16 protein-coding genes and 1 other annotated feature are annotated in these 13,837 nt (G+C 38.6%); of the genes, 7 read left to right on the top strand and 9 right to left on the bottom strand.

Annotated features, from left to right (window positions below):
• Window positions 1-2 precede the first annotated feature (2 nt).
• Genes KHA94_RS11045 through mnhG form a run of 3 tightly spaced genes read left to right on the top strand, consistent with a single transcriptional unit; the run spans window position 3 to window position 1,103 of the window.
• The gene (locus KHA94_RS11045; RefSeq protein ID WP_213102142.1) at window positions 3-479 is read left to right on the top strand and encodes a Na+/H+ antiporter subunit E; all 477 of its coding nucleotides are present in this window, start codon (window positions 3-5) and stop codon (window positions 477-479) included.
• Window positions 479-763 carry a Na(+)/H(+) antiporter subunit F1 gene (locus tag KHA94_RS11040; protein WP_213102141.1) on the top strand — a complete coding sequence of 95 codons (285 nt, stop codon included), beginning with the start codon at window positions 479-481 and terminating at the stop codon, window positions 761-763. Before KHA94_RS11045 ends, KHA94_RS11040 begins: the two co-directional genes overlap by 1 nt.
• On the top strand, window positions 747-1,103 hold the full coding sequence (gene mnhG, locus KHA94_RS11035) for a monovalent cation/H(+) antiporter subunit G (RefSeq protein ID WP_213102140.1): 357 nt from the start codon (window positions 747-749) through the stop codon (window positions 1,101-1,103). Before KHA94_RS11040 ends, mnhG begins: the two co-directional genes overlap by 17 nt.
• 538 nt (window positions 1,104-1,641) lie before the next feature.
• Here the strand turns inward: mnhG and KHA94_RS11030 are convergent.
• Window positions 1,642-2,025, bottom strand: a complete 384-nt coding sequence (locus KHA94_RS11030; protein WP_213102139.1) for a hotdog fold thioesterase — start codon at window positions 2,023-2,025, stop codon at window positions 1,642-1,644.
• A 149-nt stretch (window positions 2,026-2,174) separates the two neighbouring features.
• Between KHA94_RS11030 and KHA94_RS11025 the strand changes: the two genes are divergently transcribed.
• The gene (locus tag KHA94_RS11025; RefSeq protein ID WP_420828159.1) at window positions 2,175-2,552 is read left to right on the top strand and encodes a YuzC family spore coat inner layer protein; all 378 of its coding nucleotides are present in this window, start codon (window positions 2,175-2,177) and stop codon (window positions 2,550-2,552) included.
• Window positions 2,553-3,014: 462 nt separating this feature from the next.
• Here the strand turns inward: KHA94_RS11025 and KHA94_RS11020 are convergent, their stop codons facing one another.
• From KHA94_RS11020 to ald, 5 genes are all read right to left on the bottom strand, one after another.
• On the bottom strand, window positions 3,015-3,242 hold the full coding sequence (locus tag KHA94_RS11020; protein ID WP_213102137.1) for a hypothetical protein: 228 nt from the start codon (window positions 3,240-3,242) through the stop codon (window positions 3,015-3,017).
• Between the two features lie 97 nt (window positions 3,243-3,339).
• On the bottom strand, window positions 3,340-3,921 hold the full coding sequence (gene clpP / locus KHA94_RS11015) for an ATP-dependent Clp endopeptidase proteolytic subunit ClpP (RefSeq protein WP_213102136.1): 582 nt from the start codon (window positions 3,919-3,921) through the stop codon (window positions 3,340-3,342).
• A 30-nt stretch (window positions 3,922-3,951) separates the two neighbouring features.
• Complete coding sequence (locus KHA94_RS11010) at window positions 3,952-4,641, bottom strand: sigma-70 family RNA polymerase sigma factor (RefSeq protein WP_213102135.1); 690 nt, start codon at window positions 4,639-4,641, stop codon at window positions 3,952-3,954.
• 299 nt (window positions 4,642-4,940) lie between these two features.
• The gene (gene proS / locus KHA94_RS11005; protein ID WP_213102134.1) at window positions 4,941-6,371 is read right to left on the bottom strand and encodes a proline--tRNA ligase; all 1,431 of its coding nucleotides are present in this window, start codon (window positions 6,369-6,371) and stop codon (window positions 4,941-4,943) included.
• A gap of 71 nt (window positions 6,372-6,442) precedes the next feature.
• Window positions 6,443-6,660: a binding site (T-box leader), on the bottom strand.
• A 136-nt stretch (window positions 6,661-6,796) separates the two neighbouring features.
• Window positions 6,797-7,912, bottom strand: coding sequence for an alanine dehydrogenase (gene ald / locus KHA94_RS11000; RefSeq protein WP_213102133.1), 1,116 nt, complete (start codon window positions 7,910-7,912; stop codon window positions 6,797-6,799).
• 266 nt (window positions 7,913-8,178) lie between these two features.
• Between ald and KHA94_RS10995 the strand changes: the two genes are divergently transcribed.
• Window positions 8,179-8,706, top strand: a complete 528-nt coding sequence (locus KHA94_RS10995) for a MerR family transcriptional regulator (protein ID WP_213102132.1) — start codon at window positions 8,179-8,181, stop codon at window positions 8,704-8,706.
• A gap of 156 nt (window positions 8,707-8,862) precedes the next feature.
• Here the strand turns inward: KHA94_RS10995 and KHA94_RS10990 are convergent, their stop codons facing one another.
• The 3 genes from KHA94_RS10990 to KHA94_RS10980 all read right to left on the bottom strand — a co-directional run bounded on the left by KHA94_RS10990 (window position 8,863) and on the right by KHA94_RS10980 (window position 12,266).
• Window positions 8,863-10,176, bottom strand: a complete 1,314-nt coding sequence (locus tag KHA94_RS10990; RefSeq protein ID WP_213102131.1) for a Na+/H+ antiporter family protein — start codon at window positions 10,174-10,176, stop codon at window positions 8,863-8,865.
• Between the two features lie 143 nt (window positions 10,177-10,319).
• Complete coding sequence (locus KHA94_RS10985) at window positions 10,320-11,828, bottom strand: leucyl aminopeptidase (protein ID WP_213102130.1); 1,509 nt, start codon at window positions 11,826-11,828, stop codon at window positions 10,320-10,322.
• Between the two features lie 60 nt (window positions 11,829-11,888).
• Window positions 11,889-12,266, bottom strand: coding sequence for a DUF309 domain-containing protein (locus KHA94_RS10980; protein ID WP_213102129.1), 378 nt, complete (start codon window positions 12,264-12,266; stop codon window positions 11,889-11,891).
• A 235-nt stretch (window positions 12,267-12,501) separates the two neighbouring features.
• Here KHA94_RS10980 and KHA94_RS10975 point away from each other — a divergent pair, with 235 nt between their 5' ends.
• On the top strand, window positions 12,502-12,981 hold the full coding sequence (locus KHA94_RS10975) for a divergent PAP2 family protein (protein WP_213102128.1): 480 nt from the start codon (window positions 12,502-12,504) through the stop codon (window positions 12,979-12,981).
• Between the two features lie 37 nt (window positions 12,982-13,018).
• Entirely contained in the window at window positions 13,019-13,804 is a 786-nt protein-coding gene (locus KHA94_RS10970; protein ID WP_213102127.1) for a cobalamin-binding protein, read from the top strand.
• Window positions 13,805-13,837: the final 33 nt, after the last annotated feature.

Below are 13,837 nucleotides of genomic sequence, written 5' to 3'. Positions count from 1 at the left end.
GTATGGCATTTCAAATATTGTTAAATGTATTTCTCGGGTTTTTATGGATGTTTTTCACTGTGTCATACGAACCAGTTACATTTTTAAAGGGATATTTACTAGGGCTAGTTATTATTTTTTCTTTCAGAAGATTTTTTCAGTCTCGCTTTTACCTTTTAAGAGTGATAGCTGCCATTAATCTCGTTCTCCTCTTCATTAAAGAGCTAATCCTTTCGAATATTTCGGTCATCAAGCTTGTATTGAAACCAAAGCTCGATATTCGACCTGGCATTTTTGCTTTGCCAACTGTGCTAGAGAAGGAATGGGAAATAACGATCTTAGCAAACTTAATCACGTTGACACCAGGAACACTTGTTGTTGATGTATCAGAGGATAATAAGCTTCTATATATTCACGCAATTGATATTGATGATGTAGAGGATGCGATTATATCGATAAAGGATTCATTCGAAAAAGCCATAATGGAGGTGAGCCGATAATGATTGAAACAGTCGTACTTATAGCCATATTTGCTATATCGGTTGCGATACTTGCCTTATTATATCGGGTCATTAAAGGACCTTCCATTCCAGATCGAGTGGTTGCCCTAGACGCTATTGGTATCAACCTTATTGCTATCGTTGCTTTAACGTCGATATTACTAAAAACAGACGCATTTTTAGTAATTATTTTGCTTCTCGGAATTCTCTCATTTATCGGCACAGTTGCCTTCTCCAAATATTTGGAAAAGGGGGTTATTTTTGATCATGATCGGGATAATTAATATAATCATTGTTCTATTTATCATTATTGGAGCATTTTTAAGTCTTGTAGCTGCCTTTGGAGTCCTTAAATTCCCTGACGTTTATACAAGAAACCATGCTGCATCTAAATCAGCCACCTTAGGGGTAATGTCGATATTACTTGGGACCTTTCTTTACTTTTATGTTGAGAAAGGGCATTTCGATTCTAGTGTTCTACTCGGAATTGTCTTTATCTTTATAACCTCACCAGTTGCAGGCCACCTCATTAGCCGCGCTGCTTACAACTCTGGTGTTAAGCTTTGGGATAAAAGTGTCCAGGACGATTTGAAATTAGCAGCAAAGAGTAAAAAGAAAAATTAATCAAACGATTATCTATGCCTGTGAGGTATGCAGAAAAAGTCTGATCCTTCTATTGAATGACTTTTTGATTGGCATGCCCCTCAGGCTTTTTCTCTTTGACCGATATAATGTTGATCTGACCGATATATTAGCGAATGTAACCGATATAATGAAAAAGTGACCGATATATCAGCGAATGTGACCGATATAATGAAAAAGTGACCGATATATCCATTTAAAAGGAAACAATTAATCTTTCTTTTGCGATATTATACTTAATTTTTTTGCTCGTTCATACACTTATTATTTCCTAATAGCAAAAAAGGACTGCTCCCTTTTACAATCAGAACCAGTCCTTCCTATTTTTTATTTAGGCTATGTTTAATTTCCTTGTTGATTTCCGCTGCAGGCACTTAGCGATCGCGGGCGGTCCAGAAGCCTCCTCGTCGCTATCGCTCCTGCGGGGTCTTCCTATGACTCGCTTTTCCCGCCGGAGTCTCGTGCCTTCCGCTCCAATCAACAACAAAATAGCATTTTCAACACTGAGCTTTAACACTGCCTATTTAATTTTTAGAACAGCCATTGTACATCTTGATACACAGATCAATTTCTCTTCTTCATCCACAATCTTAATATCCCATACCATTGTTGTTCTCCCTTGATGAAGCACAGTTGCAATTGCAGTAACCATGCCATCCCGTTTTCCTCTAATATGGTTGGCATTTATTTCAAGTCCTGCAACCGATTCCTTTTCTTTATCTACAAGCTCGTAGGCACCAATACTTGCAACTGTCTCAGCTAGTGCAACTGATGCTCCTCCATGCAATAGGCCAAATGGCTGCCGAGTCCGTTCATCTACAGGCATTGTTGCAACGACCTTACCTTTTTCAAGTGAAATAATCTCCATCCCAAGAGCTTCGATAAGTGTATTTTTTAAGTTCAATTCCGTTTTCCCCTTTCTACGCTATTAATCCTACTATAACAGAGTTCTAACCCATTTATATAGTGTAGATCCAACACACAGAAAGCCCACTTTGCATACAATAAAATCATGTTAAAAGAAATTAATTTAGAAAGGGGATTATTTCCTTGATGCCCCATTATTATTACCAAAACTATCAACAACATTATAATGATCCTTACTTTCCTTATTATCAGCAATTAAGCTATCGGCAATATCCTCCTATTGATCCGGGAAAGTTTATGAATTCTGCCCAAAACATGAAAAAGCTCATGAATGATGCAAGCCTATTATTAGCAAAAATGGCTGGTTCAAGACGCTTCTCATTAGAATTAATGAGTGCGGCTCAAGCAGCCGACCAAAAAAAAATTGAAAATATGATTAAATCAACAGGTGTAGTCCTAATCCCTATCGTTAAGTATACTCCTGATGGTCTTATCCTAACTTTTGAATCAGGTGATAAATACCAAGAATGCTGTAGTTTAAAATTAAATTTAAGATGGAAATAAGAAAAGCCGATGGCGCCAACTTTTCGGCGGCAAGCATAAGACTGGCCGGCATAAAGGTTGTTCTTTAACCTTCTTGCCGGCATGACTTATGACCTCGAGGTCGACAAAAACGCGACGTCCTCCCAAAAGCTGTCTTTTGGTCGTGCGATGTGTCGCTGGCGAAGCTTTCCTTGTCCTGTCGCATTGTCGACACTAGTACATCCTGTACGTCGGGGCTAGTCGCTGGAGCTAGACAAATAGAAAAGCGGAAGGCGCCTGATTATCGGCGACAAGCATAAGACGAGCCGGCATAAAGGTTGCTCTTTAACCTTTGTGACGGATTGGCTTATGATCTCGAGCCGATGGCGCCTGGAGCTAGACAAATAAAAAAGCAGCCAACAGATTTTATGACGATTACTCAATATGTCATAAAATCTGTTGGCTCTTTGTTTAATTATTCTTCTACAAAAATCTATAATAGATTTAATAAAACGATTGTCCATAACCGTATGGACCAAAACCTTGTCCGTATGGGCCAAAGCCTGGTCCATATGGTGCATACGGAAACGGATACGGGACTGGAATCGGGCGTGCAAACAGGGCACTTCCAACAGCCCCTCCAAGTAAGCCGCCAAATAAACCACCTAAAAATGGAGCACCGAAAAAGAATCTCTCTTCTCCAGGATGGGGTATTCCTCTGTAATAATACATAATGAGCAACCTCCTATTATTTTGCCTACACTACTTCATATGCAATTTCAGGAGGTTTTGAGTGGGCTTACAGTAGAACAATTATGGATAGCCAAAATCACTTCGGAACCAAAATGTCGTCAATGATCCCGTATTCCTTTGCTTCTTCTGCATTCATAAAGTAGTCGCGGTCTGAATCTTTGGATACTTTTTCTACAGGCTGTCCAGTGCGTTCAGAGATAATTTGATTAAGATGATCTTTAAGTTTTAAAATACGGCGTGCGGAGATTTCAATTTCTGTGGCTTGCCCACGTGCTCCTCCAAGAGGCTGATGGATCATAATCTCACTATTGGGCAACGCATAACGCTTCCCCTTCGTTCCAGCAAGAAGAAGCATTGCTCCAAATGATGCAGCCATCCCAGTGCATATTGTTCTAACGTCAGGCTTTATAAATTGCATTGTATCGAAGATCGCAAATCCAGCCGAAGTTGAGCCACCAGGGCTATTGATATACAGTGAGATATCTTTATCAGGGTCTTCAGCAGCTAAAAATAATAATTGAGCGACCACATTATTTGCCAGATGATCATTAATTTCATCCCCGATCATGATGATACGATCTTTCAATAGACGAGAGTAAATATCATACGAACGTTCACCACGGCCCGATTGTTCAATTACATAAGGTATAGTATTCAAACTGATTTCCTCCTCTTCGTTTTAACAAAGCTATGCTGCCATAGAGAAGGTGGTTGAAGGAGTAAATGGTCTTTTGGTTGTTCGTTTATCAAGCTGCGGAGCTTGATCTTTTCTGGCTAGGGAGTTAATGACCGGAAGCATTTTTAACAAGCGAGACGGATCCTGTGTCCTTAATGACTCGTAGAAGAGCTCAGTTAACAAAACATGCTCTTCCTTACTCCAAAAAGGTCCTACATCAAAGGAATCATCTTGTATGAGCCTCTTTTTCGCTCGGTACAGGTTGCTTTTCACAGCTGTTTCTGAAATGCCTAGCAATTCGGCAATTTCACTTGTTTTATAATGAAATGCCTCTTTTAAGGTAAATATCACTGCTTGTTTCGGTGTGAATTGCTGTGTTAATTTTTCAACTGTTTCTATAAGGCTCTTATCTTCAAATGTGCTTAAAGCAGGAGATTCCTCAATGGTTTCATGCTTTCGCTTACGAACTGTATCTATCCAATGATGATAGGCAATTTTATTTAATAAAGCAGCATTCATATTATTGTTACTTTGATAATGCTGAATTGCTTTTAAAATCGTTTCTTGAGCGATATCTTCTCCATCCCATTTATTTTTGGAAAGAAAGCGGCAATATCGCTGTAGCCCAGGATACAATTCAATAAATACATTCTCATTTGATTCCTCGCTCCGCTTGCTCCCTTTACTAAGCTCACTGTACATTTTCTTCACTCCTTTAACACCTTCCTATCTGTAAAACGAAGCAGAAGTCTGAAAAGATACGGGGTAAAATGATTTATTAATATTTTTATTTTCAAAAATTTTTTCTGTTCTATATTATTGATACCGATTAAAAAAATTTATATATACATCTTATCATTTTTAGAAAAACTTGGCGTTTGCCATTTTCAACTTTACTTTAATACATAATAAATTTAAACTTTCCTACTAGCTAAAAAAACTAAGGCCTTTTTTACATGGACCTTAGTTTTTCATAAAAGTTGCTTATCGCTACCATTTCTTTAGTAAGCTTTTGCCCAATAAACTAGCTGTTCTGCTTCACGGCCACAGCAAACACATTCTCTCGAAATTGAATCTTGTTCAAATGGAATACATCTAGATGTTGCACTTGTTTCCTCTTTTATTTGATCCTCGCACTCTCTGTCCCCACACCACATTGCTTTAACGAAACCTGTTTTATTCGTAAAAATATCTTTAAGTTCATCAAAAGTAGTAGCAGAATATGTTTTTTGTTCACGAAGCTCCTTCGCTTTAGCGAATAAATTACGTTGAATGTCATCTAATATGATTTCAATTTGGGATTCTAATTGGTCCATACTGACAATGACCTTCTCCCCAGTATCACGTCTTGCTAGAATGACTTGCTTATTTTCAATATCCTTCGGCCCGACCTCTAATCGAAGCGGAACCCCTTTCATTTCATATTCATTGAATTTCCAGCCTGGCTTTTTATCGCTTGCATCAATATCCACACGCGCAATCGCGGATAACGATTCTTTTAATTGATAGGCAAAGTCTAAAACTCCTTCTTTATGCTGAGCAATTGGCACGATCATCACTTGAGTAGGAGCTGCTTTTGGTGGAATGACAAGACCTCTATCATCCCCGTGAACCATGATCATGGCTCCAATGATACGAGTTGTGAATCCCCATGATGTTTGCTGTACATATTGGAGCTGCCCGTCTTTATCTGTAAATTGAATGCCAAAGGCTTTAGCAAATCCATCTCCTAAATGATGCGAAGTTCCTGATTGTAAAGCTTTTCCGTCATGCATTAAGCTTTCAATCGTATATGTAAACTTTGCACCAGCAAACTTTTCTTTGTCTGTCTTTTGTCCTTTTACAACAGGGATAGCAAGAACATTCTCACAAACATCAGCATATACCTCTAGCATTTTCTTCGTTTCCTCATGTGCTTCCTCATCTGTTGCATGGCATGTATGTCCTTCCTGCCATAAAAACTCGAGCGTGCGAAGGAACGGTCTTGTTGTCTTTTCCCATCTCACGACATTTGCCCATTGATTGTATAGCTTAGGCAAATCTCGATATGAGTGGATAATATTTTTATAATGCTCACAGAAAAGCACTTCAGAAGTAGGTCTGACACATAACCTCTCTGTCAGCTCCTCTGAACCCCCATGAGTAACCCAAGCTACCTCAGGAGCAAAGCCCTCAATATGATCCTTCTCCTTCTGTAAAAGGCTTTCTGGAATAAATAGCGGCATATAGATATTTTCATGCCCTGTAGCTTTAATGCGATTATCTAATTCAGTTTTTACATTTTCCCAAAGTGCATATCCATATGGACGGATGATCATCGATCCGCGTACACTTGAGTAATCGATTAAATCTGCCTTTGTTACGACATCTGTATACCACTGGGCAAAGTCATCATCCATTGCTGTAATATCTTTAACAAATTCTTTTCCCATTTTTCACACCCCAAGTTTTATTTTTATATGAAATTTTTTTAAAAATAGCTATAAAAAAAGCCTTGCTCAAAATTAGGGACCAAAGTATGGCGGTACCACCCTAATTTAAAGCAAAGGCTTTACACTCGAATCATGATAACGGATATGGACCCGCATGTATCTTCAGTAAAACATCCGATACAGAACTCAGAGGCAGGTTCAAGAGTCTGTTTATAGAAGCCTTTCAGCAGATGGCCTCCTCTCTAGGATAAACAAGTTTCACTTTACTAATCCTCATCAATGTTTAAACTATTTTCGAAAAATTATATACATATTTATTTAGCATGTCAAATACAATTTGTAAATTTCCCACTCAACCATTTGGTGAAAGAGTCGTCTATTGAAATTATTATTTACTATTGTTAAATAAACATGCTTTTCTAGAATCAGTTTTCAAATGCTTGTTCAACAGGTACATACTCGTAACCAAGGTCTTTAGCAACTGCTTGGTAAGTAACGTTACCGTTCAAGACATTTACACCAAGTTTTAATGCAGGGTTGTCTTCAACTGCTTTCTTAACACCTTTATTAGCAATTTGTAATGCATAATTAATAGTTACATTTGTAAGAGCAATTGTGGATGTTCTTGGAACAGCACCAGGCATATTCGCAACTGCATAATGAACAACTCCATGCTTTTCATAGGTTGGGTTATCATGAGTTGTAATATGGTCAACCGTTTCGAAAATACCACCTTGGTCGACAGCCACATCAATAACAACTGAGCCAGGAGCCATTTCCTTAACCATTTCCTCAGTAACCAATTTCGGTGCTTTTGCACCTGGAATTAGAACAGCACCGATTACTAAATCGCTTTCTTTCACTGCTTGCGCAATATTGAATGGATTTGACATTAATGTTTGAATGCTATTGCCGAAAATATCATCTAATTGACGAAGACGTTCAGGGCTAAGGTCAATGATTGTTACATCTGCACCAAGACCGATGGCCATTTTCGCAGCATTGATCCCAACTACTCCCCCGCCGACAATGGTTACTTTACCGCGTGAAACACCTGGAACTCCAGCTAGCAAAATACCTTTTCCGCCATTCGTTTTTTGTAAGAATTGCGCGCCAATTTGAGTTGCCATGCGGCCTGCTACTTCACTCATTGGTGTAAGTAATGGCAATGTACGATTTACTTCTACAGTTTCATAAGCAATAGCAGTGACACCCTTCTCCTTTAATGCTTTTGTTAATTCAGGCTCTGCAGCTAAATGCAAGTATGTGAATAATACTAATCCATCACGGAAATATGTATATTCTGACTCAAGCGGTTCTTTAACCTTCATGACCATTTCTGCTGCCCATGCTTCTACAGCTGAAGGAACGATTTCTGCTCCAACCTCTTTATAATTTTCGTTCGTGAACCCGCTTCCAAGACCTGCGCCAGATTCAACTAAAACTTGATGTCCTGCTTTTACAAGTGTATAAACACTAGCAGGAGTCGCAGCCACACGGTTTTCATTGTTTTTTATTTCCTTAGGTACTCCAATGATCATGTCAATTATCCCCTTTCCAAACAATTCCAAATTATTATAATAATTAAAGCTATCCTAAGTATAATTATTGAAATAGAAATAATCAACATCAATTAAATAATCTATACGGAACTTTGTCATGATTTGACGATTAACACTCAAAACAACAGATCCAAGAAAACTTGTAATAAATCCACTTTCTTTGCCGAATAGAAACTTGTTTTGTCATATGGGAAGGAATCCGATATTCAAAGGAGAATTCCATTGTTAATAAGGAGGAGATCAGTATGAATACAAGTGCTGTTGCAAAGTTGTTAGGGGTTTCGCCGAGCACGGTGCAGCGTTGGGTACGACAGCTGGAGCTCCAAATGGATCGGAATGAACTTGGCCATTATTTATTCACAGAGGAAGATATTCAATTGCTCAGACAGGTGCAGGAGCAGCTTAATAAAGGCATTATCCTGCAGGATGTATCCATTACCGACAAAAAAGCCAGGAGAGGAACAATGAAAGCATCTGTAAGTATAAACGACCATGCAACCGAAAAGATTCTAAAGAAATTAGAAGAATTGGAGCAAAGAATAAATGGAAAAGCTGATGATGTTGTATCCTATCAGCTTTTCCAGCACCGACGGGAAATCGAGGATCTCCAAGCAGAGCTTAGTCAGCTAATTGAACGGATAGAAAAACTTGAAGCAAGACATGACATTTCTAAGAAAAACATCCCTGCGGAAAATTTGTTCGTTTTCGAAAAGGAACTACCTAGGAAAAAAATCAAAAAGAAAAATATTATTACAACATTATTTGGATTTTAATTAGAAAAACTTAAAGCGCCTTCGGACAATGGTTCTTACGATGCATACGCTCGCGCAGTACTTCTTGTGGAGCTAGACAATTCTCTATTAAAAAAGTTATTTATATCCTTAAACGAAAGCAGCTTCGATTGGATTCCGAAGCTGCTTTTTTTACTATTACAGAATCATTGCGGCTACCCAGCCGAATAGAATAAGCGGGATATTGTAATGAAGAAAAGTAGGTACACATGTATCCCAAATATGATTATGCTGCCCGTCCACATTAAGCCCGGCTGTTGGCCCTAAGGTACTATCTGAAGCTGGTGAACCCGCATCGCCAAGTGCGGCAGCAGTACCTACTAAGGCAATAGTCGCCATTGGACTAAAGCCAAGTTCCAATGATAATGGAACAAAAATCGTAGCGATGATCGGAATCGTCGAAAAGGAAGAACCAATTCCCATTGTCACTAGGAGTCCCACAATAAGCATGAGAAGTGCAGCAAGCGACTTATTGTCTCCAATAATTCCTGCTACCTGCTCTACAAGCTTTTCTACATCACCGGTTGCTTTTAACACATCTGCAAATCCAAATGCAGCAAGCATAACAAAGCCGATAAAGGCCATCATCTTCATTCCATCTGTTAAAAGCTGATCAGCTTCCCTCCATTTCACAGCTCCGCTTAAATAAATCACAAGAATACCTGTCATTGCACCGAAAATCATGGAGTCTAGTTGGATTTGTACATATAGTGCAGCAACAATAGAAATAAGTGAAAAAACGATGCCAACCTTTGAATAATGTGTTTTCTCCATTTCTATTACATCATGCTGTTTATACGTCCTAGTTTTTCGATATGAGAAAAATATCGCGAATAGCAAGCCAAGTATTAGTCCAGCTGTCGGGATAAGCATCGCTCTTGGAATATCGGCAGGATCAACTACAAGTCCACTACTCGTCATATTATCAGCTAAGATTTCATGAAATATTTTTCCGAAACCTGCTGGTAGAAGAATATAAGGAGCCGTTAAGCCAAAAGTTAATACTGAAGCTATCAAACGGCGATCTATACCAAATTCATTCATCACTATTAATAATGGTGGAATTAGAATTGGAATAAAGGCAATATGAATTGGAATAACATTTTGAGAAAAACATGACATAATTAATATAGACAAAATTATAAGTGCTTTTGATAGACTCTTCACCTTCGATTCTCCATCCTTACTAACCTTTTGAAGAATCCATTCAACGATTAAGTTAGGAAGCCCTGTTCTAGATAAAGCAATGGCATAACCGCCTAATAAAGCATAGCTCATTGCAACCTCAGCACTGCCACCTAGACCATTGGAAAAAACCTCGATTGTTTGGTGGATACCTAATCCGCCAGACAAGCCTCCAACAAGCGCACCCGCAATTAAGGCAAATACGACATTAACCCTTAGGAGACTAAGTATAAGCATTGTGAAAACTGCTAGAACAACAGCATTCATGATGAAATCCTCTCTTTCTTTTTGCTTCACTGTGCTAAACTGGTAGAGAACTAAAACGTAGATATAAAACTATCATATATTATGTTTTTCTGTCAAATATTTTTCAAAAGAAAAAGCCCTGGAAAATTCCAGAGCCTTTTCTACTATTTTTCTTCAGCTTCAAATCTTTCAACAAGTAATGCAAGCGTTCGAACCATGACACCTGTAGCACCAGATGGTCCAAGATCATGTTCTTTTCGAGTTGTAGCAGTTCCTGCAATGTCAAGATGAACCCATGGAGTTTCCCCAGCAAATTCTCCTACGAACGCGCCTCCCATAATGGCATGGCCCTCGCGTCCTGGGGAATTATTTAAATCAGCAATTTTACTGCCTCTAACTCTTTGTTTGTCTCTTTCAAATAAAGGCAGGCGCCAGATTGGTTCTCCAGCTTCATAGGAAGCTTCAAGAACTTGCTCCCACAATGCCTCATTGTTTGTTAAAGCACCTGTTGTGTCGTTTCCAAGTGCTACAATGACACCACCAGTTAAGGTTGCCACATCAACAAGATAATTTGCACCATGATGTTTAGCATATGTAACGGCATCCGCTAAAGCAAGGCGTCCTTCTGCATCCGTATTCAATACTTCAATTGTCTTTCCGCTCATGGAAGTAATGACATCGTCAGGCTTTAGAGCATTGCCGCTGACCATATTATCAGTTGAAGGAATAACAGCAACAACGTTTTGTTCTGGTCTTAGCTCACCAATAATCTCCATTGCGCCAAGAACTGCAGCAGCACCACCCATGTCCGATTTCATTCCAACAATTCCATCTTTCGTCTTTAATGAATAGCCGCCTGTATCAAATGTAATTCCTTTTCCGACTAAACCAATGACGTCTGTCCATTCTTCTTTTCCTTGATATTTAAGTACAATCATTTTTGGCGGCTCTGTTGATCCCTGGTTGACAGCTAATAACGCTCCCATGCCAAGCTTTATCATATCTTCCTTATCAAGAATTTCCGCTTCAAAGTTATATTTGGCTGCAAGTTCTTTCGCATAGTTAGCCATATCGGTGGCTGTAAGCATATTTCCAGGAAGATTCACAAGTGTACGTGCAGAGTTTGTCCCTTTTCCATATGCATATCCTACCGTTAACGCCGCATTAACATCTTCTGCCTCTGTTAATTCACAATAAACTGAAATGGAATTAATTGATCTCTCAGGTTCATTGATCTTTTGTTTATAACCTTCAAAACAATAGGTAGACATCGCGTACGCTTCACTTACAGCATGTGCTGCATCCAAGGCATCAACATCATCATTTACAAAAGAATCTAAGTAGATGGCTGCATCTTGAAGCTTTGCAGCTTTTACCGCTTTAAAGGTTTTTCCTAATGCTTCGCGCAAAACTTCAAAGGAGTAATCCTTCTCACGGCCAAGCCCGACTACAAATAATCTCTTTGCTCCAACTTTTCCGAAAGTATGTACTTTTGAAACCGATTTCTTCTTTGCAGAAAGATCCCCGCTTTTTACAAGCTCTGTTAATTGGCCTTCAAATTGCTTATCCACATAAGCTAGACTGCCTTCAAATTTATTAGGTTTTTCAAAAATACCTAGGATCAGACACCCATGCTCATTCGAGTAGTTCATTTCTTTTATTACTGTAAACATTCCTTCACCCCCATATTAGATGTTCTCATTATAGCGGAAAAAGGGAAATATTTCGACGGTCTAATCATTAAGATATAAATATAATTTAGGCAATTTCGGAAGAGATTCTACTTCTTCAAAAGGAACACGATTTATGTCTTTTGGAAAAATAACATGACATTTTTCGATAAAAATATATATGTTCTCTAAATCAAGCCCCCAATGCTTTGGACGGTATTCCTGTAAATAATCATGAGCAGCTTTCATCATGAGTCGTGCTCCCTTTACGTTTCCGTATTCATAATGATAGATTGCCACACTCATTTGCAGAAGTCCTTTGAAAAATAAATTCCCTTTATCTGTCATCCACATTTCCTCGAGAAGATCGTGACATGTATAATAATCCCCTTCATTAAATTTTATGAAAAACTCGTAATACTCTATTGGGTATTCTGCCACTATGATCACTCCTCTAATAATCATCAACTAAGAAAAGCGCAAGCACTTATGGAACTAGTCATTTCTCTAAATCGCAAAAAGGGGTGATTATTCTTTAAAAAACATTGCACTATCTAAGATTTATTATTATCATCTTAACAAAAGGACTCGGGTCTTAACACTTTAATCGCATTTTCTTTTACCTAATGCAGATATGCAATTGTGCCTGATTCTTATACATAAAGGTGGTTAATCCATGCAATTATTAATGAATTTCCCTCTTTGGGCTGCCATTGCAGCTATCTTATTCGCCCAATTTGTGAAAGTGCCAATCCATTTCATCGCTACAAAGAAACTAAATTGGTCTTTGCTTACAAGCACAGGGGGAATGCCGAGCTCACACTCGGCAGCCGTTACAGCCCTTTCAACTGGAGTTGCTTTAGAAACAGGCTTAGATTCGGCTGTGTTTGCTGTTTCAGCTGTGTTTGCCATCATTACAATGTTTGATGCAACTGGGGTAAGAAGACAGGCTGGTGAACAAGCAATCGTATTAAATCAATTAGTCTCTGACTTTAATCGTTTTGTTGAAGAAGCAAAGATGTGGCAGAAAAAAGCAGTACAAGAAAGGCGGAAGGAGCTAAAAGAATTGCTCGGCCACAAGCCAATTGAAGTGTTTTTTGGCGGATTAACAGGAATTCTTTTAACGCTTGGTCTTCATTTTCTTGTTTCATTATAATCTCATTCAAAAATGAAACTAAAAAGGGGTGATTGGATTGAAAATCGTATCGATCTGTCCAAGTAATACTGAAATAATCGAATATTTGGGGCTTACTGACCTTCTTATAGGAGTTGATGATTACTCTGATTGGCCTGAACAAATTAAGCATCTTCCTCGCCTTGGACCGGATTTATCTATTCATATGGATAAGGTAGAGGCACTGCGTCCAGATCTAGTTATTGCTTCATTAAGTGTACCTGGTATGGAAAAAAACATCGAAGAATTGGTCAGCAGGAATATTCCCCATATCACCTTAAATCCTCAAAGCCTAACAGATATCGAAAATGATTTAATTATAACTGCAAATGCTTTAGGGCGGCCTGAAGCAGGAAAAAAGGCAGCCTTGAATTTCCGTTCAAAAATTGAAGGCTTGAAGTCGATTGCAGCAAAAATTGAGAAAAAGCCTACACTTTATTGGGAATGGTGGCCTAAGCCAGTATTTACTCCAGGAGAAGTAAATTGGCTTACTGAAATTAGTGAGCTTGCTGGAGCTACCAACTTGTTTAAGGATGTTGCCCTTGCAAGCGTACAAACGGATTGGGATGATGTATATTCCAGACAGCCTGATTATATTTGCCTAGCATGGGTTGGTGTAAGAAAGGAAAAGGTCAAACCGGATATTGTTCTAAAAAGACCGAATTGGGGTCAAATGAAAGCCGTTAAAAATGGTAACATTCTTGTCTTAGAAGAAGAGCTTTATTGTAGACCCTCTCCACGATTAATTGAAGGTGCTGTTAGACTTGCGAAGAAAATCCACCCTGATGCCTTTATTTCATTCTAGTAGAGAAAGTTAAGATTCTTCAGTGAATAAATA

The sequence above is a fragment of the Cytobacillus citreus genome (assembly GCF_018343665.1).
Classification (GTDB): Bacteria; Bacillota; Bacilli; order Bacillales; family Cytobacillaceae; genus Cytobacillus; species Cytobacillus citreus.
This window is presented reverse-complemented; position numbering and strand designations above follow the sequence as displayed.

Excerpts from the sequence above, each read along its gene's own strand:
- KHA94_RS11040 (WP_213102141.1), top strand. The coding sequence starts at position 479 with ATGATTGAAACAGTCGTACTTATAGCCATATTTGCTATATCGGTTGCG.
- KHA94_RS11025 (WP_420828159.1), top strand. The coding sequence starts at position 2,175 with ATGCCCCATTATTATTACCAAAACTATCAACAACATTATAATGATCCT.
- KHA94_RS11045 (WP_213102142.1), top strand. The coding sequence starts at position 3 with ATGGCATTTCAAATATTGTTAAATGTATTTCTCGGGTTTTTATGGATG.
- KHA94_RS10975 (WP_213102128.1), top strand. The coding sequence starts at position 12,502 with ATGCAATTATTAATGAATTTCCCTCTTTGGGCTGCCATTGCAGCTATC.
- KHA94_RS10990 (WP_213102131.1), bottom strand. The coding sequence starts at position 10,176 with ATGAATGCTGTTGTTCTAGCAGTTTTCACAATGCTTATACTTAGTCTC.
- KHA94_RS11010 (WP_213102135.1), bottom strand. The coding sequence starts at position 4,641 with ATGTACAGTGAGCTTAGTAAAGGGAGCAAGCGGAGCGAGGAATCAAAT.
- KHA94_RS10995 (WP_213102132.1), top strand. The coding sequence starts at position 8,179 with ATGAATACAAGTGCTGTTGCAAAGTTGTTAGGGGTTTCGCCGAGCACG.
- mnhG (WP_213102140.1), top strand. The coding sequence starts at position 747 with ATGATCGGGATAATTAATATAATCATTGTTCTATTTATCATTATTGGA.
- KHA94_RS10985 (WP_213102130.1), bottom strand. The coding sequence starts at position 11,828 with ATGTTTACAGTAATAAAAGAAATGAACTACTCGAATGAGCATGGGTGT.
- KHA94_RS11020 (WP_213102137.1), bottom strand. The coding sequence starts at position 3,242 with ATGTATTATTACAGAGGAATACCCCATCCTGGAGAAGAGAGATTCTTT.
- proS (WP_213102134.1), bottom strand. The coding sequence starts at position 6,371 with ATGGGAAAAGAATTTGTTAAAGATATTACAGCAATGGATGATGACTTT.
- ald (WP_213102133.1), bottom strand. The coding sequence starts at position 7,912 with ATGATCATTGGAGTACCTAAGGAAATAAAAAACAATGAAAACCGTGTG.